The following is a 25,643-nucleotide window of genomic DNA, read 5'->3' as shown; positions in this document are numbered from 1 at the left end:
TTAATGCAAAATGCTCATTTTCAATAGGATGTATTTTTTTTCTACGATAGCACAATTAACAAACAGGATTTTCCTTTCTTTTGTCGAATACATAAGGGACAACAATTTCTCTAGGAGTTGACCCTTTTGCTTTCGAAAAATCGCCTCGGCGCCGCGCCGAAAATTTACTTCAGACCCGAAATGAAAAACTGCCCGCATTGCGGGATCAGATTAAAGCGTTCCCACACTGCATGGAACAAGAAAATTTCAACACTCAGCGGCGTCATTCACGCTTGGAGCATGGCTTATGCCTGTCCCAACATAGACTGTCCGCACGCTGGTGTCACGTACAAATCGGCTGAAGCGGAAGCGCTGAGTATGAAGCACTCCTCATACAGTTACGATGTGCTCTGTCTCGTCGGCGAACTGCGCTTCAAACAGCATCGCACCTGCAAGGAGATTGCGGATACGCTAAATGAGCGCGGTATAGTGACGAGTGAAAGATACGCACAAACCTTATATGAACGGTATCAAACACTGCTAGCTGCAAGCCTTGACGATTACGTCAAACAAATCTTGGCGGAAACCACAGCACAGAATGGCGGCATCATCCTTTCCATGGATGGCGTCCAACCCGAAAAAGGAAACGAGATGTTATACGTCATCCGAGAAGTATTTAGCGGCACGATTCTAGCGGCTCAGAACATGAAGAGCGGAGCCGCCGCCGAATTACGGACACTTATCGATCCGATTATTGAACTGGGTTATCCCATCGTAGGGATTGTCAGCGACGGGCAGGTTTCCATCCGGCAGGCTTTCGAATCGCTCTTGCCTGATGTACCGTATCAGTACTGCCAATACCATTATCTGAAAGACATCGCAAAGCCTGTTGTGGATGCCGATCGCAAACTCAAAATGGAACTGAAAAAGAGCATGCGCGGCCTGCGGGATATAGAGCGAAAAATCGAGCAAGCCGAGAAAAAAGCAATCACGGAAGCACAGGCAAGCGCAAAAGCGAGTCCCCTTGCATTGAGCGATGCACCAGAAGCGCCCTCGTACAAGGAGGCCCAGGTGGCAAAGGGTTATGCCGCTGCAGTGCGCGCTTTACTCCTGGAAGATGGCGAACCACCACTTGATTTGCCCGGTATGCTGATCTATGAACGAGCCCAGGCCATACAGGCGTCGCTACAGCGATGCTTGACTAAAAAAAGAGCCTCATCTTCTTCAGGGTATGGTCAGAATTTTCAGTAAACTAGACGAACTTGGGGTCCTTTATGAAACCGTATGTCGCTGGGCAAAGCCGATTTCACATATAGCGGCGGCGTTGGAGCCGGAAGTAGACAAGACCAGCGAAACGGCTGAATGGGAAATGACTCATGTGCTGAACTGGCTCAAACAGACGTATTCCGACGAGACCGATGCTCCCATGGTCGACAATGTGATCCGCTACTCTCGCGGGTTCTGGAAAGGGTTGTTTACCTGCTACGACCACTATTACCTCCCGCGAACGAACAACGATCTGGAGCAATTTTTTCGGCGGACGAAATCTTGCCATCGTCGGATCACAGGTCTTCGGAATTGGAATAGTTACATCATACGTAACGGAGAAATGATTGTACTTGTTGATGATGCGCTTCGTCAGAAGCACGTCGTCGCCCGTTTACGAACCGTGAGCTATGAAACCTATACAATGCGCAAAGCACAATGGAGCGAACGACTATCCGAAAGCGTTCAACGAAGACGGTTTAATCGCAATCCCCACAATTTTCTGCAACAACTGGAGAATCAATGGGATCAAGTGGTAGTTTGTTGATTGTGCCGTCGTAGTTTTTTTTAAGGTTCTTAGGCAACAATAGTGAGTGTAAACTATGGTATAATTCGTCTATCTAATAAGCCAATTATTCCAACTAATGAATAACGATATAAATTACACTAAGCTTGCATCAAACTTCACATTAACCACTTAACTTGCTTGTTTTTGATTAAAAAATACTTAATAGTAATAATTTTACAGTAACTCAATTTCCGTAACAGCTAAAAAAGGAAAGTGGAGTTAAGACAGCGCGTATTTCCATAAAATGGAATATTCATTTATCTTGGCCTAAAGTAAGATCATTCGTTGCGACTCTTGCTTGGCTCTTCCCGCCGTGTCCACTTTTTGTCTTCCTTTTGACTGGCGCGTGGGTGGTCGATTCAGCTCCTGCTTAAACACCTTCCACGGGTGGTACATGTACGTTCGCAGCAGTTGTAAAAGGTTCCACTGACTTTTTCCTGTTTGCAAAGCTAGCTTTACAAGCATACTCACAGCAAAAGCAATCAGGGACAAAAAGAGTTGGTTCCACACTGAATCAGGTTGGCAGCCATGCAGGTTCACTAGCTTCAAATGCTGTTTCATCCATTTAAAGAAAAGCTCAATTTTCCAGCGATTCTTGTAAATGTAGGCAATCTCATTTGCAGTTAAATCCCATCGACTTGTTATTAACCGGTAGCGGCGGCCCTTGTCATCCTCAAATTCAACCAGACGTAATGGAGTTGTGGTCTTGTTTGTAAGTACATCCACATCCTGAAGCAGCCGGAGTGGCCCAACGCTTGCCACACTCTTACGTTCACTACCGCTAATGGGATATAGATGTGTTCGATCCCGCACACGCACCACGAAAAGCTTATTGTCCGTTATCCAGGTTTGGAAATTAGGGAGGCTTTCATAACCCCGATCCATGACATAGGTGACATCATCTTCCACAACCATATCTAGCACGACCTTATTTTCCCGTACATTGACCGTAGAAGCAATGACCTTATCCGGGAATACGGTGTCAGGATCTGCAACAACCACACGAACATGAAGACGAACCCCTGTTTTTCGCGACCCACAGCGAGCCCAACTGCCTAATAAAGCGGGAAGGGAAATGTCCGTAGCATCGATGATATGCAGACGCCCAATGTTCGGCGTAATTCCAGCCCCCGACTTCGTTTTCTGGTCGATTTGGCTGATGAGTTGAAAGAAGATCTGCTGTAGGGTTTGGGTGCATAAGCTATTCGTTTTGCGAGAAAGCTGTGCGCTGCTGATGGACTCCAGGCCGATCGCTTGTTGCAATTGCGGATGCGCACGCAATTGTTCGGTAATGACATCATACGTAGGGAGCTGCAGCAATTGAGCGATCACATGAAGCTCGATAGCCGTACCTGAAAACAACTTTTGGGTTCGATGATCGTCGAGTACAGAACGATAACCTGAAACATTGAGAGTACGTAGGCATTGACAAATGACGCGAATATCTTTAACGTTATCCATGGTTAAGCTCCTTATTGGAGAAATGATGGATAACACGCCGTCAATTCAACAATAAGGGCTTTTTTGTTTTTTATCCACGAAATAACATCAATTTATTCCATAAATAGGAATTAATGAGAACAATATTTTCATGTCAGGTTTGATGCAAGCTTAGTGTATAAATTAACAAAAAAGTCAGGAGAGTTACGTAATGTCCATCTTAAACAAGATTTTTGGGAAGAAAACTATTCTAAGCCCAACATTCGTAAAAGACTTCACTAAGGATAATCATCAACTCATAGCCCTGAATGAACTTTACAGCCAAGTAGTCGAAGTCGAACCGAAGGACAACATTGAGAAGGATATAAAACTCCTTAAATACGGAATTGACGGCGAGAATAATGTCTACTTTGAATTGAAAAATTCATTCTTACCTATACTTTGCCTTCATGATGTTAGGTTGGAATATGGTGATTATGTTGCTCAACTTGATTTTGTTGTGATTTCGAACAAGTTTGCTTGTATATTGGAAACGAAGAAATTAAGCGGTAATATATCCATTGACTCAGATGGTAATTTCGTAAGAACAATGAAGAATAAATATGGAAAAGATTATAAAGAAGGCATCTATAGCCCTGTTACTCAAAACAAAAGGCACGTTGACATACTCAGACATGTTCTTTCTAAAGAGTTGAAAATCAATAACATGCCCATACTGTCCTTAGTAGTTATGGCTAATCCCAAAACTATAATCAAAAAATATAAATGTCCAGCTGAGATTGATAGATGTATTATTAAGTATGACCAACTTAAATCTACACTGGAAAAATACCAAAATGATAAGGTAAATACATATGATCTAGCGGAAAAGGAAATGAATGATATTGCTAATTTGCTTGTTAAGTTAAATACTCCAATAGATATGGATTTTGTAGCGAAGTATCAACTTTCAAGTAATGACAGTCAAATTCAAAGAAAAGACGAAGCACAACTAAGAGAAGAACTGACTGCTTTTAGGCTTAAAACGTCAAGGGAAGAAAATGTTAAGGCATATTACATCTTCAATAATAGTGAGATGGAAGAAATCATAGCTAGACACCCCATATCAGAAGAAGAACTGCTAGAAGTTAAAGGATTCGGGAAAATAAAGGTTGAGAAGTATGGTAAGGAGATATTGAATATATTTGCAGGTTAAGTTTTTGATGCCTATAATGAAATGTTTATTATATCTATGAGTGCAGGATTGTGCATACAATGAAAACTGACGCTTCAGGATTAATCCTGAGCGTCTTTTTGTGTTGGTCTAATGGTTCTTGGTTGTCAAACTCTATTTCCACAAGGTGAACCAAATCTGATGGCTTCATTTTCAATGCTCTTGCAATATCAAATAGGCTAGTTAGAGTAGGTTGATACTTAGGGACTTAAATTTAAAGGCAGCTGACGAAATGATCGAAGCGTTAAACTTAGTGAAACAGAATTACAGAGAATTAATGGGCATTGGTGGGATATACAAATTATTTCTCGCAGAAAAATTTCGTTAGAATCATTACATAAGTATTTGGAGAAATGCAGAGAAGATCAACACAGTACCACTTTTTTATTAATGGCCAAATTCAAACAAAGAGAGATTGTGCTTAAAAAGTTTGAGGAAGAAGTTGATTTTTTCTACGGTTTAGGTGGAGAAACTATTTTGCGATTAAATATTCTTATTAGTTGGCATTCAGATAAAGTTGGAAGAACAGATCCTGAAATAAATGAAGTATTGAGACAGATTCATTCATATTCATTTGAAACAATGGATCGATTAAATAAGTTTCAAAAAAATATTCAGAATGAGTTTTTAGGTAAAATCTATAATGGGAAATTACAAAATTCACCGATTCGGCAAATGGCAATAAAGTACATATCAATAATTGTAGAACATTAGAAGTATCTAATTTTAAAGTGAAGGTGACACAAAATCAAAGAGGAACTGGTCAATATTTTTTTACATCTGATTTATTAGAGGCATTAGAATTTTCCAAAGTCAAGAAATGCGATGTTTGTAGAAGAAATTTTTAATTCAATAAAAACTTTATAATTTATTCAGGAAAAATAATTACTAATCTCCTCTCAATTGGGAGGTTTTTTCATGTGAACATACGCTTGCTGACAGATTAGTGTCTCTGCTGTTGTGTATAATGATGGAAATAATCTGTCGAATAAAGGAATTTCCAGTTGGATTGTGGAATAAGTCTAAAGGACTATAAATGATAGGATTATCGGAGTGATGTTGCTTGAAATTCTATATCGGAGTTACAGATCATAGTTGGTTTCATCACTTGTCGAATATACAACCGGATGAAGTGAACTTCTGGCAACCAGGTGGCAAACAAACGTTTAAAGCCATACAGACGAATGATCTGTTTTTGTTTAAACTACACAGTCCACATAACTTTATTGTCGGTGGAGGTTTTTTTGTCAGACATTCATTCTTACCAGTATCTCTGGCATGGGAAGCTTTCGGAATTAAAAATGGAATGGCTGATTATATAGGTTTTAGAAATGGCATTCATAAATACAGAAAGAGTGATTTTCGCTCGGAGCCTGATCCAACGATTGGTTGCATCATACTTGCACTGCCATTTTTCTTTGAAAAACGTGATTGGATTCCTGTGCCAGTAGACTGGAAGCCCAATATTGTACAAGGTAAAACGTATGACACTGATACAGAGCTCGGGCTTGCCCTATATGGAAATGTTCATGAAAGGCTTAATCGATTGTCATATAAAGATTCTGAGTCCATAATGGAAATCGGCGAGTCGAATCGTTATGGTTCGGGACAAATTATTTATCCGAGAATAGGTCAGGGCACATTCAAGGTTATAGTGACTGAAGCTTATCATCGCCGCTGTGCAATAACAGGAGAAAAAACCTTGCCAGTCTTGGAAGCTGCACATATCAAACCGTATTCTCAAAACGGTCCACATTTGACCATTAATGGCTTGCTATTGAGGAAAGATATGCATACGTTATTTGATCGAGGCTATATAACAATCAATGAAGAACTCCAAATTGAAGTAAGTAAGAGAATTAAAGAGGATTATGGAAACGGTAAAGAGTATTATGCATTTCATGGGAAGAGACTAGCCGAGATTCCTGAACAGCATAATGAAAGACCATCCACACAGTTTTTAAGATGGCACAATGAGAATGTATATCTAGCATAGAGTATCAGTGCTAAAAGAAATAATTAATGAAAATCGAGAATCACAATTCTGATGGTTTCTCAATCAATGGAGCAATCTGATCTTGTTGTTCCTCAGTGATAGATATTTCATCAAAACCAAAACCTTTAACCTTTTATGTATAGATAGCTTTCACATACCGGCCAATCGAGCAGAATGGACAATCTGAGCGATGCCTTAAATGGCATCGCTCTTCTATTTGCTTCCACATGGAATAGAAGGAAAGAATTCCTGCGCTATCGAGAATATATAAAGATTGTCGTAACGTGGAGAACACTGGAGGCTTACTCAATATGATTTCAAGCGAGCTGAAGGAGATCTTCACAAATCTTACCATCTGGAAAAAGAATGGGCAGCGAGCACCACACAAGCCGCTATTGATCCTTTATGCCCTAGCTCAGCTTCAACGGGGAGATACGGTTCTACCCTATAAACAAGTGCGGGAAAAATTGAAGAGACTGCTTATCGAATTCGGTCCGGTGAGAAAATCCTATCATCCGGAAGAGCCATTCGTACGGCTGAGTACAGAAGGGATATGGATACTAAGCAACGCCTTAGATAAAAGAAAGTTCTCAGATAAACAGTTAGTTGCGGAAGATGTAGCAGGTGGTTTTACTCCAGAAGTCCTGTCGCTATTATCGAATAACGATCAGCTCATTCAGGAGCTTGCAGAGCAATTGCTTCATGAGCATTTTCCGGATACGATTCACCAGGATATTATTGAGGAGGTTGGTCTTTCATTTGCCTCCCAGCAAAAAATGCGCCGTAATCCAAACTTCAGAGACCGCATTCTTCGGGCCTATGAATATAGCTGTGCAGTGTGCGGTTTCAACGTCAGGCTTGGCAATAATCTGGTCGGCATCGACGCGGCACATATTCAATGGCATCAGGCAGGCGGACCGGATATAGAAGAGAATGGTATTGCGTTATGCTCGCTGCACCATAAACTGTTCGATCGCGGCGTATTTACAATCACGGATGAACGGGAGCTGCTCGTTACAGAGCAAGCGCATGGGACTGTCGGCTTCGAAGAGTGGCTGATGCGGTTCCATGGGAAGCGAATTCGGTATCCGATCCATCCGCTTTATCAGCCCAAAGATAATTTTCTCGAATGGCATATTAGGGAAGTGTTTAGAGGACCGGGAAGGTATCTGGTGAAATGAAAAATGCAGACGAGGTGCTACAAGAAACAAGGCTTGTACAAGCAATTGATCAATAAACTAACGAAGGATCAGCTTATTTTCTTACCTATAGAATTGTTCAGAAATTTTGAGGGCTTAACTGAAATGTAAGAGTTTAATTTAGTTGTAGGAGGATGTTCATGGAAGCCATAATCAAGTCAATTATAGAGTTCCGAGATGCACGAGATTGGAAGCAGTTCCATAACCCTAAAGACTTAGCAATTTCTTTATCTTTGGAAGCTAGTGAACTACTTGAGAACTTTCAATGGAAAGATAGTAAAACGGCTTTGATTGAAAATATGGACGAGATTAAAAACGAATTAGCTGATGTCTTGATTTATGCCTTGATGATGGCAAATGATTTAGAGATCGACGTAGAGACAATAATTCTTAATAAATTAAAGATTAACGAGGCAAAGTATTCTGTAGAAAAATACAAGGGAAGTTCAAGGAAGTACTCAGAGAATTGAAGATTGGGGTCTGATCTCGATGATCATCTATGAAGCCACAAAAGAAGAATTTATGAACCATGTAACTGAGGATAGTATCGCCATGAAGATCCATCAGGCATTTGTTGAGAAAATTGGCGGTACATCAAAAAGCGAAATTAATTCATGGAATAATTCTATGAACTATATGTACAAAGTTCTTAATACAACTCAGATACCTGATGATATCTCTGTTGCAATCGAATATAAAGTGCCTGCAAATTCAAGACGAATTGATTTTATCATATCCGGGCTAGATGAGAATGGCCAATACTCAATAGTTATTATTGAACTGAAACAATGGGACAAGCTTGATCTGGTAGAAGATGAGGATGGAATGGTTCGCACTTTTATTGGGAAAAGACTTGTTAAGACGGCTCATCCCTCTTATCAAGCTTGGTCATATGCGAAATTAATTTCTGAGTACAACGAATCTGTCCAGAATGATCAGATCTCGTTGCGCCCCTGCGCTTATTTACATAATTATATGCATACGGAGAATGATCCTCTTACAAATAATTTATACAATAATTACATAACTAAAGCTCCCGTCTTCACTAAAGGCGATGTTCTAAAGCTCAGGGGATTCATTCATTTATATATTAAGAAGTCAGATCAAAAAAAATCACTCTATCTTATTGAACATGGGAAAATCAGACCTTCAAAATCTTTGCAGGATGCTTTAATGAAAATGCTGGACGGAAATGAAGAGTTTATCATGATTGACGAGCAAAAAGTGGTGTATGAAACCGCTCTTTCAATGGCAAAGAAGGCTCAAAATGGTGGAAAAAAACAAGTTTTGATTGTTGAGGGTGGACCTGGAACTGGGAAATCAGTTTTGGGAATTAATTTGTTGGTACAACTTACCGCAAAAGAGTTAGTTTGCCAGTATGTAACCAAAAACAGTGCTCCCAGAGAGGTCTATACAAAAAAATTACAAAAAAACTATAAAAAATCATATATTAATAATTTATTTAAGGGTTCAGGTGTCTTTTATGAGGCGTTGAAAAATGAGTTTGATGTTTTAATTGTTGATGAGGCTCATCGATTAAATGAAAAATCGGGTTTATTTAAAAATAAAGGTGAAAACCAAATGAAAGAAATCATATATGCATCAAAGTTCTCAGTATTCTTTATTGATGAGTATCAGAAGATCTCGATGCATGATATTGGAAATAAAGAACAGATTAAACATTATGCGATGTTGTTTGATGCAGAAGTTGTTGAAATGGAGCTAGAATCACAATTTCGTTGCAACGGTTCGGATGGATATCTAGCTTGGTTGGATGATGTTATAGGCATACGTGAGACTGCGAATTATGATGGATTCGATTTCGAATATGATTTCAAGATATTTGATGATCCTAATGAGCTTCGAAATCAAATATTTGAAAAAAATAAGATAAATAATAAAGCTATATAAGTTGAACTATTGGTTTTCCGGTAGCTCCCCTGATTCCATCCTAATGCATAGACGATCGATGATGTTTAAGGGATCTTTCATGATTTGTTCCATGAAGGAATGTACGTTTCCTCGTATTTCGACGACGGTGTGATAGAAGACATTATTAATCACATCCGACTTTAACCATTTCCATAATCCCTCGACGATATTAAGTTCTGGGCTGTACGGAGGAAGAAAAACAAGTTTAAGCCGACCTTGCTGCTCCTTAAAAAATGGTTCAAGCAATTTTGCGTGGTGAGCTCGAGCATTGTCCAATACCATTGTTATTTTGCCTTTGGGGTAAGCATCAACGACTCGATGCAGAAACACCAGAAACTTTTCAGCTGTATATTCCTCATCTTCCTGCCATACGATTTGGCCTGTGCCGTAATCAACTGTAGAAAACAGCTTTACGCCTCGATGTTTGCCTGTGGTTTTTATGATTCGCTGTTTGCCTTTAGCAAACCAGGTGCGTTGAAGAGCTTGATAATCACGGATCATGGCTTCATCTTCAAACAATAAATGATCAATTTCGCCATTCTCGTAATTTTTTTAACCTTGGGAAGGTTGTTTCGACAAACTCTTTTTGCTTCTCTTCGTCAGCTGCCGCTAAGGTATAGGTTGGTTTGGTATAGCTCATATCAAGACGGTGCATCAACTTGGACACACCCCGGATGGAGTAACTTTCGCCAAACTCACGTTTGATATACTCGCCGATCAGTTGAAGCGTCCAGTTGAATTTTGCCGTAAATCCAACCTCATGAGGAAGTGATTCTATGATTGTCTTCTTAAGCTTCACTTGCTGCTCTTTAGTAATTCGCTCACGGCGACCAGGGGAGAAATTCATCTGTAATCCATCTAAACCGGATTCGTGATATTGCTGTAAATACGTTCTTACCGTACGCTCCGACCTCCCGATGATTGTGGCAATTTGCTGCTTGTCATGCCCCAGTAAATGTAAGCGAACTGTCTGGTATCGCTCGAACATTCGACGGTTCTTTTCTTGTTTTAACCGTTTCTCAACTTCCTGTAACTTAACTGCTTCCATCGTCATCACCCGTCCATTAAGTGGTCTTCACTTATTCGACGGTTGATGGGTAGAAATCCTTTCAATTAGAAAAGGAAAGTGTCTAGTTCAACTTATATAGAATTGTTGCAGGGTATTGCTGGGATTGGAAGACAGAAGGAAAAGGAAACAACAATGTTTACGATATCTCCATTTCAGATCATGATTTTTTCATGAGTTGGAATTTAAATAATACAACTACTTGGGCCATTGATCCCGAATCAGTAGAGCAAGCAGGTTGCATTCACACATCTCAAGGGCTTGAATTCGATTATGTTGGTGTCATTATAGGCGAAGATTTACGTTATGAGAATGGCCGAATCATGACAGACCCATTTAATCGTGCAAAAACTGACAAATCACTTACAGGGTTTAAATCGCTTTATAAGAAGAACAAGGATGAGGCACTTCGAATTGCTGACCAAATCATTAAAAATACCTATCGGACATTAATGACACGAGGAATGAAGGGGTGCTACGTTTATTGCATGGACCCTGATTTGAAGAAGTATCTTATTCAGAGAATGATTAGAAAGAGTAAGTTAGTTTATATACCATATTCAGAACAACCAATTGCTGCGGAACAATCAGCTACATACTATGTAACAAATGAAGAGTAAAGCTAAGCTTAAACAAAAGTAGTGACAAGGGAAAGGCTAGTTAACGAAGCTTTGGCTGGTGTATTCCTTGAAGGCCTGGCTAAAGTACGAATAGTTCAATGACACATGATTCAAAACGATCGCCATGTTGAGGTCCTTCCGATAGGTAAAGTTCGAGATATCCCCGACCTTCTTAAACAGCAGGAGTATTTTCACGGACTCGCCCCCGTACACATCCATCCTCCTTATCGGCATAAGAGGCATGGTAAACTCTTTCCAGTTGACGATTAAGAAAGCTTCGAATATGATGATTTTGTCATAAGAGAGGTGATAGAGATGATGGCCTTCTTGATGCAAGCGTTTACAAGTAGGCTGACCCGCAAATATTTAGTGATTTTTTCGCTGGTCCTGATCATACCCACAATTGTCATATATCGTTTGATTGTGAGCTATGCACAGAATGTAATGGAAGGGCAGATTGCCCGAGACAATTTAATTGGGGCGGATTCCATTGTGAAACGCTTGAATGCTGAAATCACTAACGTTGTGCTGCAGCTCCAGCTTATTGCCGGCCAGAATCTCGCATTGCCGACGGATGAAATAACGATGTACGAGAACGCCAAGCAAACGATTGCCAAAAGCTCTATGATTCACTCCATTTATTATGTGGACAACGGCTCGCAAATGAGGTTTGAGGCGCCTTTTTCACCAAAAATGCAAGCGGTAACCTATGCTTATCCGGGACTTGAGCATGTGCGCTGGAGCTATACTTACATGGTTTCGGGGCTGCTTCAGAATAATCGCCAGGAAACAACAGTGACGATCGCAGTGCCGGTGTATTATAAAGACAGGACCTTTCATGGAGCTCTGGTGGCTGAACTTAGCCGGGATTATTTGTCGGAGATGCTGCGTACGATGAGCGCGACACGAGAGGGGTTCAGCTATCTGCTCGATTTGAACGGCCAAGTCATAGCATCCTCCGATGTTGCCATTCTTGGAAAAGATTTCGGTCATGATGCTATTGGACAACGTTTAATGATTGGCGATTCGGGTCTCATCTCAAGTTCTTATCAAGGTCAAGAAAGCATCGTCGCTTATCAGCAAATCAGGGATAATTGGGGACTTGCATTGGGGATACCCAAAGAGATTGCCTTTAAACCGGTCAAGACGCTCGGTATGGCTTTGACCATCAGTTTTTTTTCCATTTTCATGCTGACTTTATTTCTTATTTTATTTGGAATGAGGGATTTGCTATACCCGATCATTCATCTAACCCGTTTTGCCAAGAAATACAGACAGGAGCATACGCTGGAAGCAGTTCAGGCGGACCGAATTGAAGCCAAAGATGAACTGAGCGAGCTGACTGGAACAATGAAGGCACTTACACGCGAGCTTGATTTCAAGGAGAGGTTTCTTCGCGACGTGATTGAAGGAATCCCCTATGCGCTCGTTACCATCAATCATGAAGGCTTGGTTACACATGCAAATGAAAAGTTTTATCAATTGTTTCAAATCAGCTGGAACGACCACGCAAAAATGCAAATAGCCGTCATTCCCGAGCTGTCTGATATTTCATCGCTGCAAGGGGAAACGGTGCTTACCATCCTTGGCTCAAGAGGAGAAAGGAATATAGTTCGCATCGTGACGGCCCCCTTCCAAAACGGAGTTCTCGCTGTTTTGCAGGATGTGACCCAAATCAAGCTGCTGGAAGAGCACTTCAATCAGAGCGAAAAGCTTGCTCAGATGGGTCAAATAACGGCAGGTGTGGCACACGAGTTAAAAAATCCGCTTGCCGTACTTGCCAGCAGTTCAGAATTATTGCGGGATGAAATGATGGAAGAGCAGCAGGATCCCGCATTGGTTCGCACGCTGGTGGCAGATATTGACGAAGAGGTTGCGCGAATGAGCGGTATTGTAAATCAATTCTTATCGTTCGCCAAAGCAAAGGATGAGCACGATAACCCCATAGAAATTGATCAGCTTGTCGATCGTGTTCTGCATCTATTGCGCATCAAATTTAATGAATCAAAGGTAGTGGTGAATAAGAAATATGTGTCTCCGCTGCCTTTGATTTTGGGAAAATACAACAAGTTGATTCAATTGTTTCTCAATCTCTTTCTGAACAGCATTGATGCCATGCCGGGCGGCGGTGTTTTGACCATTAGTATATTTGGGAAAGATCCTTATCTGGAGGTCAGAATTGAAGATTCCGGTGAAGGGATTTCCCAGAGCGATATGCAGTGGTTGTTCAATCCGTTTTTTTCCACTAAGGAACAGGGTACGGGAATAGGTTTGACGATTGCAAGTGAAATCATCCGTGAGCATGGGGGAGAAATCCAGATCGAAAGCGTGCTTCACGAAGGGACGACCGTAATTTGCAAATTTCCAACGGGGCGATAGGGGGTGGCAGCATGACATACCGAATAATGGTAGTGGATGATGAAGTAAAGCTTTGCCGCAACATTGCGATAAAGCTGGAACGACGCGGATATAAAGTAGATACCGCCTATGATGGGAAGACGGCAATCGGATTGAGCGAACGGACGGCTTATGATGCGGTTATTTTGGACTATATGTTGACGGATATGACCGGATTGGATGTACTTCAGGCCATTAAACAAGGACATCCTTCGTTGCTGATATTCATGCTTACGGCATATGGGAATGTAGAAAATGCAGTGATGGCCATGAAGCTGGGCGCCGTTGATTATCTAAACAAACCCATAGAATTAAAGCTGCTCGCCGAGAAAATCGAAACCGCACTGCCTTTAACGGGAACGGATGAAGTCGTAGGTACGATATCTTTCGTGAGCGATCAGATGAAGCAGATTCGAGAGATGCTGGAGCGGGTCAACCAAACGGAAGCAAGCATCCTGCTGCTTGGAGAAAGCGGTGTCGGGAAAACAGCATTGGCAAAGTGGATACATCAAGAGAGCCACCGGTCTGAGCATCCGTTTATCTCGCTGAATTGCGCGGCAATTCCGGAGAATTTGATCGAGAGTGAATTGTTCGGCTACGAGAAGGGTGCCTTCACCGGTGCTGCCGATACACGCATTGGTAAATTCGAAGCGGCCAATCAGGGGACCATTTTCCTTGATGAAATTGGCGAGATGTCTCTGGCTACGCAGGCGAAGCTGCTGCACGTGATTGAGGAAAAGCGGATCATAAGGCTGGGCAGCCATCAGGAGCGCTATGTGGATGTCCGCATCATTGCAGCAACGAATCGGAATATTGGGGAATTCGTCCGTGTTGGGAAATTCCGTGAGGATTTATACTACCGCCTAAATCTGGTGGAAATTGTGATCCCTCCATTGCGTCAGCGCAAGGAAGACATTGCCGTGCTTGTCGGGCAAAAGCTGCAGGATCTCAATATGAAATACGGTAAATCCGTTACCGCCAGCGAGGAGCTTAAGAAAGCATTCGAATCCCTTCCATGGCAGGGGAACATTCGTGAGCTATTCAATGTGCTTGAAAGAATGCATATTCTTAAAAATACGGGGCATTTACATATCGGAGATCTCCCCAATAACTTGTCCGTGCAAGCGGATCGTAAACCACTAGAAACGCCTGCAGGCAAGCTGCAGGATGTTCTCGAGGAGGTTGAGGAAAAAATGATCGAGGATGCTCTGATTCGTTCCAAAGGAAATCAGACTAAGGCCGCAGATCTGCTTGGTATCTCCCGAAACACATTAATTCACAAAATGAAGAAGATCAAACGATGATGAAACGTAAATGGACTTGGATATTCATTGGGTTCATCATGATACTGCTAACGTCATGTTCCTCGGGAACATTGGAAAAGCCAAGCGATCTGAATCAACCGCTTCCGCTGAATAAAACGAAAATAACGGTTGGATCCAAGTCGATGACAGAGCAATATTTGCTATTGAAGATGACTTCACTGGTGCTGCGAGAGCACGGATACCCTGTGAATGAGATGGTAACACTCGATAGCGATGCGGTTCGATCCGCCATGGAAGCTGGGGTTATCGACCTTTACTGGGAATATACAACGACGGCCAGGGAGTACTATCAGAAGCAGACACCTATTTTTGATCCGGATGAAGTGTACCGTGCAGTTTCGGCAGCGGATGCGAGCAAAGGCATAATTTGGCTGCCAAGGAGTGAATTTAACAGCAGCTGGGCACTGCTTATGCGGGAGGATCTGGCTCATCAATTGGGGATACGCACCATATCGGATCTAACCCGCGTTTTCAAGGAAAAACGTCCATCCATGAAATTTGCCACCAATGATGAATACCAGCAAAGAGAAGACGGCATTAAACGACTTCAGGATATTTATAATTTCGTCATTCCCAAAACTCAAATGGTTGCTATGGACACAAGCCTGCTGCCGCAAGCCGTCAAGGAATCACGTGTTGAAGTTGCGGTCGGGCTCGCTTCGGATTCCCGAATTAAGGATCACCATCTGGTGATTGTTGAGGATGACCGCCATTTGTTTGCGCCCTATCATGCAGCTCCGGTTATTTTAAAGAAAACACTCGAATCTAATAAAGAAATCAGCGATATCATCGGACCGATTGCGGAAGTCATCAATAATGACAATATGAGGGATTTGATGTATAAGGTCGATATCCAGCATAAGGATGTTACCCAAACCGCACGGGAGTTTTTATTGCAAAAGCATATTTTAAAAAGATAAGAGAACGAGGCTGACGCCTTGTTTTTTTTCTACGACAGCAAGATTGACTAGCAGGAATTTCCAATCTTTTATCGAAAGTATAAAGGTCAGAATTTATTGTAGGAGATGACCTTAATGCTTGAGAAAAATAGATTGGGTGCTGCGCCCAGAGTTTACTTCAGACCTGAGTTTAAAAAATGTCCGCACTGTGAGTCAAAATTGCGGAGAACCCATACAGCATGGGAGAAAAAGATTGTCACAACAAACGGAATCATCCATGCATGGAGTATGGCTTATGCTTGCAAAAATCTAGATTGTACACATACAGGAGTTGCGTATAAATCTGCTGAAGCTGAGATGCTTAGCATGAAGCATTCCTCATATGGATATGATGTGCTTGCTCTCGTTGGAGAACTGCGCTTTAAGCAGCATCGAACAGTTAAAGAAGTTGCTGATGCGTTGAATGAACGAGGTATTCCAACGAGTGAAAGGCATGCTCAAAATTTGTACGAACGCTATCAGACGTTGCTTTCTGCGAGTTTGGATGATCATGTAAACAAAGTACTTGCAGAGACTACCGAACAAAATGGCGGCGTCATCTTATCGATGGATGGCGTTCAGCCTGAGAAAGGGAATGAAACTCTATATGTCCTACGCGAAGTATTCAGCGGCACGGTACTCGCTGCACAAAACATGAAGAGCGGAACGGCAGAAGAGCTGAAGACGCTCATTGAACCCATCATGGAGTTGGGCTATCCAATTGTAGGTATTGTAAGTGACGGGCAAAAATCCATTCGGCTGGCATTTGAGACCTTGTTACCGGATGTGCCTTACCAATACTGTCAGTACCATTATCTGAAGGACATAGCCAAACCCATTATCGAAGCCGATCGTAAATTAAAAATGGAACTCAAAAAAAGCATGCGCGGGATTCGGGACATCGAACGAAAAATAGAACAGGCTGAGATCCAAGCATCCGAGACGGGGAAAACGGAACAGCCAGATTCGGAAACTGCTGAAATTACCGAAGCGCAGATTGCCAAGGGATATGTGGCAGCTGTCCGAGCCTTGCTCCTAGAAGACGGAGATCCACCATTGGAGCTTCCTGGATTAATGATTTATGAACGTGCACAAGCGATTCAGGCTTCTTTACAAAGATGCTTGAGTAAAAAAAGAGCCTAGTTTGCTTCAAAATATTATCAGAATATTCAGCAAAATAGATGAAATGAATCCTGTTTATGAAGCCGTATCGCGGCTAATGAAACCGATGGATTATATCGCCATTATCCTTACCCCTGGTGAAGATAAAACTAGCGAGACGGTTGAATGGGAGCTATCAATGTTACTGAATTGGGTAAAACAAACCTACACGCTTGAGAATGACGAACTCATGGTTAACAATTTACTCAACTTTTCCAAAGGGTTTTGGAGAGGTCTATTCACTTGTTATGATCATTATTACATTCCAAGAACAAATAATGACTTGGAGCAATTCTTTCGACAGACGAAGGCTAGTCACCGTCGAATTACAGGACTTCGTAACTGGAACAGCTACATCGTACGCAATGGTGAAATGATCGTATTGGTGAACGATGCGCTTCGTCAAGAGCATGTGATTTCACGACTGCGTTCCGTTTCCTTTAGTCGTTATAAAGCACGGAAAGCACAGTGGGACCAGCGTTTAACCTGTGTCATATTACGTAAAAAGTTTAATCGCAATACCGAAGGCTACCTCAACGACTTAGAGCATAAATGGAATTTATTGAACAGTTAGTTGATTATGCTGTCGTAGTTTTTTTTTTGCTAATTTAGTGAAGGAAATTGCGCAGTAGTTTTACAATTTACCGTAAATATTTTGTGCAATCGCTTTCTTTTTAAAATACGTGGAGAGATATTTGTTGATTTCATTGCCTCTTATCAATTGGCACGATTATTGCTTTATAAATAACTATAAGCCAAATGAGGTGAAGAGATGAAAATTACAGCTATTGATATCAAACATTATCTGCTTCCCCTGGATCCGCCATTTAAGGCGGCGTGGGATCCTAACCCAAGAAAGAAATTCGCATCCTGGGCAAAGCAGCGGGCAGCCTGTTTACAAGCTGTTGGGAGGTCGTAATAACAAATTTCTTGTATACGCTTCCAATGGCGAAATCGTCGGGGTGGTTTTGAAAGTTCGCAATGTTTATACTACAAGCGTACTCGAGTAGGTGAACGAATGGGGGACTGTCACAAAGCGAGCGTAATGAACGTTTGTACATACTAAACAAGATGAAGGAGGTAAGATGAATGCCTGAAAAGAAAACTGGTCACTTTTTTGAAGCTGGGTTCGTCAAAACACTAATAGCAGTTGTACTGTCAATTGTAATGATCTTATCGTTGTCTCTCCCCGGTTTTGCAATGGGGAACTCCGATACAACGGGAGATTGGTTCAAGGATTCCATGAAAAAAGCAGTTGAAAACGGTGTCTTTCAAGAAGGCCTTACAGCAATGGATTCAACTAGGGAAGTAAGTCGCGCCGAAATGTCCGCTGTAATGAATCGTATATTCAGTGCCTCAGAATCCGCTGATCTGACGGATTATTCGGATGTGCCGAAGGGGAGTCCATATGCATCAGACATCGCGAAAGCTCTGAAAATGGGCGTCATAAATGGTGAAAATGGAAAAATACGTCCGATGGATGCTATTACCCGTGAAGAAGCTTTCACAATTCTTGCACGTGCGTTCAGCTTACACACAACCGATATATCTCCACTAAAAAAATTCAGTGATTCAACAGCTATCGATGAGTGGGCTGAACCCGGCATGGCTGCCCTTACAGCAGCTGGCTACATTATCGGTTCAAACGACAAGATCTATCCTAAAGATAAAATAACGCTAGGTGAATTGGCCGTTATCATTGACAAACTTGTAGCAGCTTATTATAAAACAGCCACGACATCTTCTTCTGCACCCACAGGAAATATAATGATCACCGCGCCTGGAACTGTTCTTAAGAATATGACTATAGCCGGTGACCTGATTATTGGTGATGGGGTCGGTACAGGAGTAGTCACCCTTGAGGGTGTCACTGTTAGTGGGCGCATTGTTGTGCGCGGCGGTGGCGAGAGCTCCATTAAGCTTATTAATTCCAGTGTTAATGGTAAATTAACCGTTATCAACAAGGTACATATAACTGCCTCCGACAACAGTAAAGTTCCTTTCATCGAATTGAAAACAGACGCTATTTTAGATGGCACAGGTTTTGGAGACGTCACCGTTTCTTCAGACACCGGGTCGAACACTTCCTTGAATGTTATAGGAAATGTTAACAATATTGGTATTTTTACCCAAGTTTCTCTTCGGTTATCAGGCGGAACCATAGATCATGTGTTGGTACAACCCGGCGCCGGCACAACAACGATTGCTGTCGCTAACGGATCCACTATAGGCGGTATCAGGACCAACGCACGGACAGAAATCACAGGATTGGGTTCGATAAGAAAGCTTGAAGTGAACGCCGAAGGGATTAAAACGGAGCAAACGCCTTCTCAAACAATCATCGCTCAGAGCGTAGTAAACGGGGCAAGCATTGCCGGTCAAACCGTTAAACCCGTAGGAGATTCCAATAAAGAAAATACCTCGGTATCGTTTAGCGAAATTGCTATTACACCGTCTTTGAACTTACCCGTAGACCAAGTAGAGACCTTGATGCCGGCAATTAAAACAGCCGGTACAGAAAGCCAAAACATCTACTGGTATTCTTCCGATACACGTGTTGCAACGGTATCCAGAAGTGGTTTGGTGACAGCAATGTCGATTGGAACAGCCATCATTTTGGCCTATTCTGATGATGGAACCTTGTCTAATATCTGTACAGTTAATGTCAGAGCAAAGAACAATCAAGGTCAATTTTCAAATTCGATGGAGTATGGACCTGACTTTGTTGTCGGCGATCCGCGTACAGATGCTCCGGAATTAGCACATAGAGGCAAATTTGGTGTGGGAGTACGTACCATCACGGTAACAGACCCTGCACAAGGTCAGAGACCGCTTCCACTTGAAATATGGTATCCTGCAGTTATTCCCAGTGGCATGAAGGAAATGACATGGTATACAGACTTTACTGGAATTAGCAGTGACCCTAACAGACCGGTAAAACCCTTTACCTTTGTCGGCCGAGCGCTGCGTAATGCCGCACCGGATTCATCTGCTGGCAAGTTGCCGCTGGTAATCGTTTCTCATGGATTTCCTGGCACAAGAACAATGATGACCAACTTAACGGAGAACCTTGCTTCTAAGGGATATGTTGTCGTTGCAATTGAGCATACAGGAAATACCAAGTTCGATCAAAGAAACATGGCGGATCAACGCCCGCGAGATGATGTTTTTGTCATTGATTGTTTGGAGGCCGCAGGCAAGGAACCAGGCAGCTTCTTAAATGGTGTTGTTGATGCATCCCATACGGCTCTTATTGGATACTCTTTCGGCGGGCAAGGGGTACTTAGAGCAGCAGGAATTGATGATACCATTTCTTCTGACCCAAGAGTTAAAGCCTTGGTAGCCTTCGCACCTTATGGCGAATCGAAGCCGGAAAATGAAGCAAAGCTGACTATACCCTCATTAACCGTTGCAGGCACTATGGATGATACAGCAAATTTTAATACTATAAAAACCAAATACAATAATTTTGTAAACTCTGATCGTTATTTCCTTGTTTATCAAAACGGGAACCATGAAATCCCCGTTAACCCACCGCCATATACGACTTATTCAGACGTCTATGTTAATAGCACAACCCGTTCTGCTGTTCCTCCTCAGCTTCAAGACGAATGGCAAAAGTGGAGAGAGTTCATCTATTATAATGAGCCAACGTGGGATCAGCAGCACATGAACAATATCAATCAGCATTTTGTGACAGCTTTCCTTGACCTTTACATGAAGGGTGACAAAGCAAAACGGGACTACTTGAATGTACCTTATCCCATATCGACAATCAATTCACTGTATGGACTTGCCAGCCCTAATTGGAAGGGTTTTCAACCTTGGACCAATGCAGGTCTGGAACTGTACCATTCAGATGCGGTAAAGCCTTTAATTCCTGTTTATGATGGTAAAAAGGATCTTAGCCATACAGCCAACAGTATGACCGGTTTCAAAGATACACCTGCCATACAAAACTTCGTCCCACAGGCAAATGGATACCTCAATTCCTCCATTTATGGGCCTAACTTTATGTTCGGTGATCCAAGAACCGATGCACCTGAGTTGGCTTATAGAGGCAAGTATGGTGTAGGCGTGCGGACTATCAATACCATTAATCTGGATCAGATTGATATTCGCAAATTTGACAAAGCATCCAATCCGAAACCCATTTACAACAGACCTCTCAAAATGGAGGTTTGGTATCCAGCAATCATACCTGAAGGCAAAAAGGAGGTTACTACCTATTATGATACGACCGGAATGTATCCTGATCCTACGAGACCCAATGTTCCGTTTGAACGTACAGGCCGGGCATTAAGAGAGGCATCACCCGATATTTCTGGCGGCAAATTTCCGCTGGTGGTATTGTCGCACGGTGCGGGAGGTTCAAGATTACTGCTGTCCTACCTTGGGGAAAACCTCGCCTCCAAAGGCTATGTGGTTGTAAGTATCGAACATACAGGCTCAACAAAGCTGGATAACAATTCGGTTGAAACCTTATTAAACAGACCGTTAGACGACCGGTTTGCCATAGACACAATGGAAAGAATGGGCAATACATCATCAAGCTTTCTAAGCGGCATTGTCAATGTGGATCGTACTGCGGTAGTCGGTTACTCCATGGGTGGATATGGGGTACTTAATCTGACAGGCGTAGGACTTAATCCTTCCTTTGTCAAAATTCCGGGATCATTTGGCGATGACCGAAAACGTACGTATCCGAATTACGCAAAGACTCTTGACCCGCGTATCAAATCCGTTGTTGCTATTTCACCTTGGGCAGGCTCTTCAGAAGAGGTTTTCGATAATCAGAGTTTGCTAGGCTTAACCCTGCCGACACTGTTTATCACAGGAACTGCAGACCAAACAGCTCCGTTCAACAATGTTAAGCGAATGTTCGAAGGCACCAGAAATGCCGACCGATACATGTTAGTCTATCAGAACGGTGACCACGAGGTTGGCAGCAGTATCAAGCCGTGGATTACCTATACAAATGTTTATACCAACAGCCCCGTCAGACCGGAAAGTCCAGAAGAACAGAAAATAGCTTGGCAAACCTGGCGTGACTATATGTTCTACTATGAACCGGTTTGGGAAAATGCACACACCAACAATATCAACGAGCACTTTGTAACCGCATTCCTTGACTTATATCTCAAAAATGATACGACAAAGCAGGCTTTTCTAGATGTGCCTAAACCTATTGGAAACGAGCAGGCACTCAACGAGTGGGGCGCAACCGGATCCGGCTGGAAGGGCTTCAAAAACTATGGATTAAGTGGAATTGAGCTTCATAAACGAGTCACAGGACAAGGCGGCATTCTTGACTTTGTTCAAACTGCAAAAACACCCGACACGGCAAGCTTTAGCTTCACTGCACCCACGGGTGCCACCCAAGTAGAGGTCGTTAGTTCCATAGACGGCGGCTTAACGTGGCGAACTGCAAATACTGGGAAACTAACCGCCGCTTCAACGACCGCTACAATAACAGGACTGCTTCCAGGCACAGTTTACCAATTCAAGCTTCGAGTCAAAGAAGGCACTTATAATGGTGAGTCTCCAGAAGTACTGTCAGCTCCAATTATCGACTTAAAATCGTCAAAAATCACAAGTACCACCGCTAGTTTGACTTTCGGAAAACCAATCGGTGCTACCTCCATAGTGTTGATGCAGTCAAGTGATAATGGTAAAAAATGGGTACCTTCGAAGACTGAAGCATTGACCGAAGCTTCTACGTCAGCGACTGTAACCGACCTGAATACTGGCACTTACCAGTTCATGCTGGCGGTCACAGGCGGAAGCCGTGCAGGCAATTCCAACGTCATTACGGTTTCTGTACAATAATAAACAACTATGTTGCAAAAGCATATTTTAAAAAGATAAGAGAACACGGCTGACGCCTTGTTCTTTTTTTTAGCTAATTTAGTGAAGGGAATTGCGCAGTAGTTTTACAATTTACCGTAAATATTTTGTGCAATCGCTTTCTTTTTTAAAATACGTGGAGAGATATTTGTTGATTTCATTGCCTTTTATCAATTGGCACGATTATTGCTTTATAAATAACTATAAGCCAAAAGAGGTGAAGAGATGAAAATTACAGCAATTGATATCAAACATTATCTACTTCCCCTGGATCCGCCATTTAAGGCGGCATGGGATCCTAACCCGAGAAAGAAATTCGCATCCACCATTGTTAAGGTTCATACCGACGAAGGGATTACGGGAATCGGTTCCGGAGATTTAATGACTGGTTTTGAAGGGCATGAGCATTTATTTATCGGCAAAGATCCATTTGAAATTGAACGGCATGCGCAAGTAATATATAATATCGATTTTCATTATGGACGGTGCTGGAGTCTTGATCTCGCTTTGTGGGACTTGATGGGCAAAGCAGCCGGGCAGCCTGTTTACAAGCTGTTGGGAGGTCGTAATAACAAACTTCTTGCATACGCCTCCAATGGCGAAATCGTTGAACCGGCCGTACGCGCAGAAAGAGCTCAGATGTTTATCGGGATGGGTTATAAAGCGATGAAGATCCGCTTTCATCATGAAGATGTTCGTGATGACATTAAAGTTGTCGAGCAAGTGCGCAAAGCGGTTGGAGACCGGATTGAAATTATGATCGATGCCAACCAAGGCTGGAAAATGCCCTGGGACACAGAAGGTACATGGGACTTAAAGAAAGCCTATCAAGTGGCTAAGGAATTGGAGCAGCTAGGCGTGTTCTGGCTCGAGGAGCCGCTGCCGCATCACGATTTCCGCGGTCTGGCCAAGCTTCGCGAGATGACGGGCATCCGTATCGCTGGCGGAGAGATGAACCGCCGCATGCATGATTTCGTCGAGCTGAACCGCCTTGGGGCGCTTGATGTGTACCAGCCGGATGCAGCCCTATCCGGCGGCATCACCTACACGAAGAAGATCGCCGATCTTGTTCAGGCCGACGGCGCCTGGTTCAGCCCTCACACGTGGACAAATGGCATCGGCGTTCTGGCGAATCTTCATTTGGCCGCAGCCGTCAGCCTATGTCCGTATCTCGAATTCCCTTATGATCCGCCTTCTTGGACAGCCGATCGCCGAGACTTCGTGATGGCTAACAAATTAGAGGTCGATTCCGATGGGTATCTGAAGCTCTCAAATGCGCCTGGACTGGGTATTGAACTCGATGAAGAAGCGCTTGATCGATACGCTTATAAGCATGTGTATGTAGGTGAAAGCTGATGAGCTACTTGTTCAATAACCTCAGTGATGTAGGAGCGTTGTTTGGACAGCACGTGATGCTTACGTTTACTTCTCTCGGAATTGCCTTGTTGTTCGCGGTACCAATCGGATTTTTGGTAGCCAATTACCGGCAGCTCTACACCCCAATTACAGGTGTACTGGGCATCATTTATACGATTCCCAGTATGGCGCTTTATGCGACGCTGATTCCATATACAGGCCTAGGCGTGAAGACTGCTATGATAGGGCTTGTCGCCTACGCGCAGATGATCTTGGTGCGAAATATTGTCGCAGCCATTCAAGGAATTGACCCCCTGATGCTGGAAGCAGCCAAGGGCATGGGCATGGGAAAATGGCAAATCGTCTGGAAGATCGAGCTGCCGTTATCCGTTCCTGTCATCCTGGCAGGAATTCGAATTGCAACCGTTTCCATAATCTCCATTGGAACTATTGCAGCGTGGATCGGCGGCGGTGGACTGGGTACATTGATTTTCCAAGGCTTAAATCACCAGCATACCGGTAAAATTATCGCGGGAACGATTGCAATCACCATTTTGGCTGTTGCAGCGGATGTCTTGTTCCGTTTTATAGAATGGCTGCTTCGTCCAAAAATAGCGTAATGCCAGCTCATGCTTACGAAGAAAGTTTTCCTTCGGAAAACTCTTAGGAGGTGATCCCCATTGGTTTGGAATGAAATTCAAACGTATTTTCATGCGAATGCACCTGTCTTTTGGAGCAACTTATTCAGCCACATACAGCTTAGCCTCGCTGCCATCGGTGTTGCCCTAATCTTGTGCGTGCCTTTAGGTATCTGGATCTCACGGAGGCTTGCTATAGCCAACTACATCATTAACGGCATTAACATGTTCCGTGTTGTGCCAAGCTTGGCCATCCTGGCTTTGGCCATGCCGATCTTGGGGGTTGGGTTTAAACCTGCCTTGCTTGCCTTAACCGTACTGGCTTGTCCGCCTATTATCATCAACACCTATGTTGCATTTCGGGAAATTGATGCCGGCATTAAGGAGGCGGCGAAAGGAATGGGTATGACGCCGCTGCAGATGGTGCTCAAGGTGGAGTTTCCGTTGGCGCTGCCGGTCATGCTGGCGGGTGTTCGAACCGCTTCCGTTGAGGTGATATCCAGTGCGACATTAGCCGTATTGATCGGCGGCCAAGGTCTGGGCAGCTACATCATCAATGGTGTCAGCATGATGTCCAAAAGCTACCTGCTCATAGGCGCAGTACCGGTAGCTATATTAGCCATTATGAGCGAATTCATATTCGCTTATATTCAAAAACGACTGAGCTATAACTGATCCATGTTCAATCTTGCCTTAAGGGCG

22 protein-coding genes are annotated in these 25,643 nt (G+C 42.9%); 19 read left to right on the top strand and 3 right to left on the bottom strand.

Going from position 1 to position 25,643, the window contains the following annotated elements:
- Nucleotides 1–126 precede the first annotated feature (126 nt).
- Both BLV33_RS12750 and BLV33_RS12745 read left to right on the top strand, forming a co-directional pair.
- Nucleotides 127–1,230 (top strand): ogr/Delta-like zinc finger family protein, encoded by a 1,104-nt coding sequence (locus BLV33_RS12750; RefSeq protein WP_253187008.1) that lies wholly within the window; start codon nucleotides 127–129, stop codon nucleotides 1,228–1,230.
- Nucleotides 1,211–1,792 carry a hypothetical protein gene (locus BLV33_RS12745; protein WP_090790221.1) on the top strand — a complete coding sequence of 194 codons (582 nt, stop codon included), beginning with the start codon at nucleotides 1,211–1,213 and terminating at the stop codon, nucleotides 1,790–1,792. Before BLV33_RS12750 ends, BLV33_RS12745 begins: the two co-directional genes overlap by 20 nt.
- 288 nt (nucleotides 1,793–2,080) lie before the next feature.
- Here BLV33_RS12745 and BLV33_RS12740 read toward each other — a convergent pair whose 3' ends face one another.
- Nucleotides 2,081–3,274 carry an IS4 family transposase gene (locus BLV33_RS12740; RefSeq protein ID WP_090787168.1) on the bottom strand — a complete coding sequence of 398 codons (1,194 nt, stop codon included), beginning with the start codon at nucleotides 3,272–3,274 and terminating at the stop codon, nucleotides 2,081–2,083.
- Between the two features lie 190 nt (nucleotides 3,275–3,464).
- Between BLV33_RS12740 and BLV33_RS12735 the strand changes: the two genes are divergently transcribed.
- From BLV33_RS12735 to BLV33_RS12710, 6 genes are all read left to right on the top strand, one after another.
- Nucleotides 3,465–4,448 carry an NERD domain-containing protein gene (locus BLV33_RS12735; protein ID WP_090791818.1) on the top strand — a complete coding sequence of 328 codons (984 nt, stop codon included), beginning with the start codon at nucleotides 3,465–3,467 and terminating at the stop codon, nucleotides 4,446–4,448.
- A gap of 435 nt (nucleotides 4,449–4,883) precedes the next feature.
- Entirely contained in the window at nucleotides 4,884–5,180 is a 297-nt protein-coding gene (locus BLV33_RS12730) for a hypothetical protein (RefSeq protein ID WP_139305734.1), read from the top strand.
- Nucleotides 5,181–5,529: 349 nt separating this feature from the next.
- Nucleotides 5,530–6,462 carry an HNH endonuclease gene (locus BLV33_RS12725; RefSeq protein WP_090791813.1) on the top strand — a complete coding sequence of 311 codons (933 nt, stop codon included), beginning with the start codon at nucleotides 5,530–5,532 and terminating at the stop codon, nucleotides 6,460–6,462.
- Nucleotides 6,463–6,773: 311 nt separating this feature from the next.
- Nucleotides 6,774–7,643 carry a phosphorothioated DNA-binding restriction endonuclease gene (locus BLV33_RS12720; RefSeq protein WP_090791809.1) on the top strand — a complete coding sequence of 290 codons (870 nt, stop codon included), beginning with the start codon at nucleotides 6,774–6,776 and terminating at the stop codon, nucleotides 7,641–7,643.
- A gap of 158 nt (nucleotides 7,644–7,801) precedes the next feature.
- Complete coding sequence (locus BLV33_RS12715; protein WP_090791806.1) at nucleotides 7,802–8,131, top strand: nucleotide pyrophosphohydrolase; 330 nt, start codon at nucleotides 7,802–7,804, stop codon at nucleotides 8,129–8,131.
- A gap of 19 nt (nucleotides 8,132–8,150) precedes the next feature.
- Nucleotides 8,151–9,572 carry a DNA/RNA helicase domain-containing protein gene (locus BLV33_RS12710; protein ID WP_090791802.1) on the top strand — a complete coding sequence of 474 codons (1,422 nt, stop codon included), beginning with the start codon at nucleotides 8,151–8,153 and terminating at the stop codon, nucleotides 9,570–9,572.
- Nucleotides 9,573–9,578: 6 nt separating this feature from the next.
- On the opposite strand, the gene BLV33_RS12705 is transcribed toward BLV33_RS12710, so the two are convergent.
- Nucleotides 9,579–10,647, bottom strand: a protein-coding gene (locus BLV33_RS12705; protein WP_253187010.1) for an IS630 family transposase whose coding sequence is annotated in 2 segments (ribosomal slippage) — nucleotides 9,579–10,136 and nucleotides 10,138–10,647 — 1,068 coding nt in all. Because the reading frame shifts where the segments join, the coding sequence is not laid out codon by codon here.
- 95 nt (nucleotides 10,648–10,742) lie between these two features.
- On the opposite strand from BLV33_RS12705, the gene BLV33_RS12700 reads away from it, so the two are divergent.
- A complete protein-coding gene (locus tag BLV33_RS12700) occupies nucleotides 10,743–11,279 on the top strand; it encodes a DNA/RNA helicase domain-containing protein (RefSeq protein WP_090791798.1) in 537 nt (178 codons plus the stop codon).
- A 36-nt stretch (nucleotides 11,280–11,315) separates the two neighbouring features.
- Here BLV33_RS12700 and BLV33_RS30005 read toward each other — a convergent pair whose 3' ends face one another.
- Entirely contained in the window at nucleotides 11,316–11,492 is a 177-nt protein-coding gene (locus tag BLV33_RS30005; RefSeq protein WP_253187054.1) for a hypothetical protein, read from the bottom strand.
- A 102-nt stretch (nucleotides 11,493–11,594) separates the two neighbouring features.
- Here BLV33_RS30005 and BLV33_RS12695 point away from each other — a divergent pair, with 102 nt between their 5' ends.
- From BLV33_RS12695 to BLV33_RS12655, 10 genes are all read left to right on the top strand, one after another.
- Nucleotides 11,595–13,658 carry a PAS domain-containing sensor histidine kinase gene (locus BLV33_RS12695; RefSeq protein WP_090791795.1) on the top strand — a complete coding sequence of 688 codons (2,064 nt, stop codon included), beginning with the start codon at nucleotides 11,595–11,597 and terminating at the stop codon, nucleotides 13,656–13,658.
- 11 nt (nucleotides 13,659–13,669) lie between these two features.
- A complete protein-coding gene (locus tag BLV33_RS12690) occupies nucleotides 13,670–14,980 on the top strand; it encodes a sigma-54-dependent transcriptional regulator (protein ID WP_090791792.1) in 1,311 nt (436 codons plus the stop codon).
- A complete protein-coding gene (locus BLV33_RS12685) occupies nucleotides 14,977–15,921 on the top strand; it encodes an ABC transporter substrate-binding protein (RefSeq protein ID WP_090791789.1) in 945 nt (314 codons plus the stop codon). Before BLV33_RS12690 ends, BLV33_RS12685 begins: the two co-directional genes overlap by 4 nt.
- A gap of 114 nt (nucleotides 15,922–16,035) precedes the next feature.
- The gene (locus BLV33_RS12680) at nucleotides 16,036–17,082 is read left to right on the top strand and encodes an ogr/Delta-like zinc finger family protein (RefSeq protein ID WP_253187053.1); all 1,047 of its coding nucleotides are present in this window, start codon (nucleotides 16,036–16,038) and stop codon (nucleotides 17,080–17,082) included.
- 1 nt (nucleotide 17,083) lies between these two features.
- Complete coding sequence (locus BLV33_RS12675; protein WP_090788281.1) at nucleotides 17,084–17,674, top strand: hypothetical protein; 591 nt, start codon at nucleotides 17,084–17,086, stop codon at nucleotides 17,672–17,674.
- Nucleotides 17,675–17,872: 198 nt separating this feature from the next.
- Nucleotides 17,873–18,019, top strand: coding sequence for a hypothetical protein (locus BLV33_RS29340; protein WP_171908948.1), 147 nt, complete (start codon nucleotides 17,873–17,875; stop codon nucleotides 18,017–18,019).
- A 170-nt stretch (nucleotides 18,020–18,189) separates the two neighbouring features.
- Complete coding sequence (locus BLV33_RS12670) at nucleotides 18,190–22,929, top strand: poly(ethylene terephthalate) hydrolase family protein (protein ID WP_090791783.1); 4,740 nt, start codon at nucleotides 18,190–18,192, stop codon at nucleotides 22,927–22,929.
- Between the two features lie 243 nt (nucleotides 22,930–23,172).
- Nucleotides 23,173–24,303, top strand: coding sequence for a mandelate racemase/muconate lactonizing enzyme family protein (locus BLV33_RS12665; RefSeq protein WP_090791780.1), 1,131 nt, complete (start codon nucleotides 23,173–23,175; stop codon nucleotides 24,301–24,303).
- On the top strand, nucleotides 24,303–24,923 hold the full coding sequence (locus BLV33_RS12660) for an ABC transporter permease (protein WP_090791776.1): 621 nt from the start codon (nucleotides 24,303–24,305) through the stop codon (nucleotides 24,921–24,923). Before BLV33_RS12665 ends, BLV33_RS12660 begins: the two co-directional genes overlap by 1 nt.
- 60 nt (nucleotides 24,924–24,983) lie before the next feature.
- Nucleotides 24,984–25,616 carry an ABC transporter permease gene (locus BLV33_RS12655; protein WP_090791773.1) on the top strand — a complete coding sequence of 211 codons (633 nt, stop codon included), beginning with the start codon at nucleotides 24,984–24,986 and terminating at the stop codon, nucleotides 25,614–25,616.
- The last annotated feature ends 27 nt before the right edge of the window (nucleotides 25,617–25,643 follow it).

Origin of the sequence: Paenibacillus sp. GP183 (genome assembly GCF_900104695.1) — a bacterium.
Classification (GTDB): domain Bacteria; phylum Bacillota; class Bacilli; order Paenibacillales; family NBRC-103111; genus Paenibacillus_AI.
Note: the sequence above shows the minus strand (reverse complement) of the source record. Positions and strands in the feature narration are given on the sequence as shown.

Bases quoted from the DNA above. Each gene is read 5' to 3' on its own strand.
- BLV33_RS12745 (WP_090790221.1), top strand. From the start codon at position 1,211: ATGGTCAGAATTTTCAGTAAACTAGACGAACTTGGGGTCCTTTATGAA.
- BLV33_RS12740 (WP_090787168.1), bottom strand. From the start codon at position 3,274: ATGGATAACGTTAAAGATATTCGCGTCATTTGTCAATGCCTACGTACT.
- BLV33_RS12735 (WP_090791818.1), top strand. From the start codon at position 3,465: ATGTCCATCTTAAACAAGATTTTTGGGAAGAAAACTATTCTAAGCCCA.
- BLV33_RS12720 (WP_090791809.1), top strand. From the start codon at position 6,774: ATGATTTCAAGCGAGCTGAAGGAGATCTTCACAAATCTTACCATCTGG.
- BLV33_RS12715 (WP_090791806.1), top strand. From the start codon at position 7,802: ATGGAAGCCATAATCAAGTCAATTATAGAGTTCCGAGATGCACGAGAT.
- BLV33_RS12710 (WP_090791802.1), top strand. From the start codon at position 8,151: ATGATCATCTATGAAGCCACAAAAGAAGAATTTATGAACCATGTAACT.
- BLV33_RS12695 (WP_090791795.1), top strand. From the start codon at position 11,595: ATGATGGCCTTCTTGATGCAAGCGTTTACAAGTAGGCTGACCCGCAAA.
- BLV33_RS12690 (WP_090791792.1), top strand. From the start codon at position 13,670: ATGACATACCGAATAATGGTAGTGGATGATGAAGTAAAGCTTTGCCGC.
- BLV33_RS12685 (WP_090791789.1), top strand. From the start codon at position 14,977: ATGATGAAACGTAAATGGACTTGGATATTCATTGGGTTCATCATGATA.
- BLV33_RS12680 (WP_253187053.1), top strand. From the start codon at position 16,036: ATGCTTGAGAAAAATAGATTGGGTGCTGCGCCCAGAGTTTACTTCAGA.
- BLV33_RS29340 (WP_171908948.1), top strand. From the start codon at position 17,873: ATGAAAATTACAGCTATTGATATCAAACATTATCTGCTTCCCCTGGAT.
- BLV33_RS12670 (WP_090791783.1), top strand. From the start codon at position 18,190: ATGCCTGAAAAGAAAACTGGTCACTTTTTTGAAGCTGGGTTCGTCAAA.
- BLV33_RS12665 (WP_090791780.1), top strand. From the start codon at position 23,173: ATGAAAATTACAGCAATTGATATCAAACATTATCTACTTCCCCTGGAT.
- BLV33_RS12660 (WP_090791776.1), top strand. From the start codon at position 24,303: ATGAGCTACTTGTTCAATAACCTCAGTGATGTAGGAGCGTTGTTTGGA.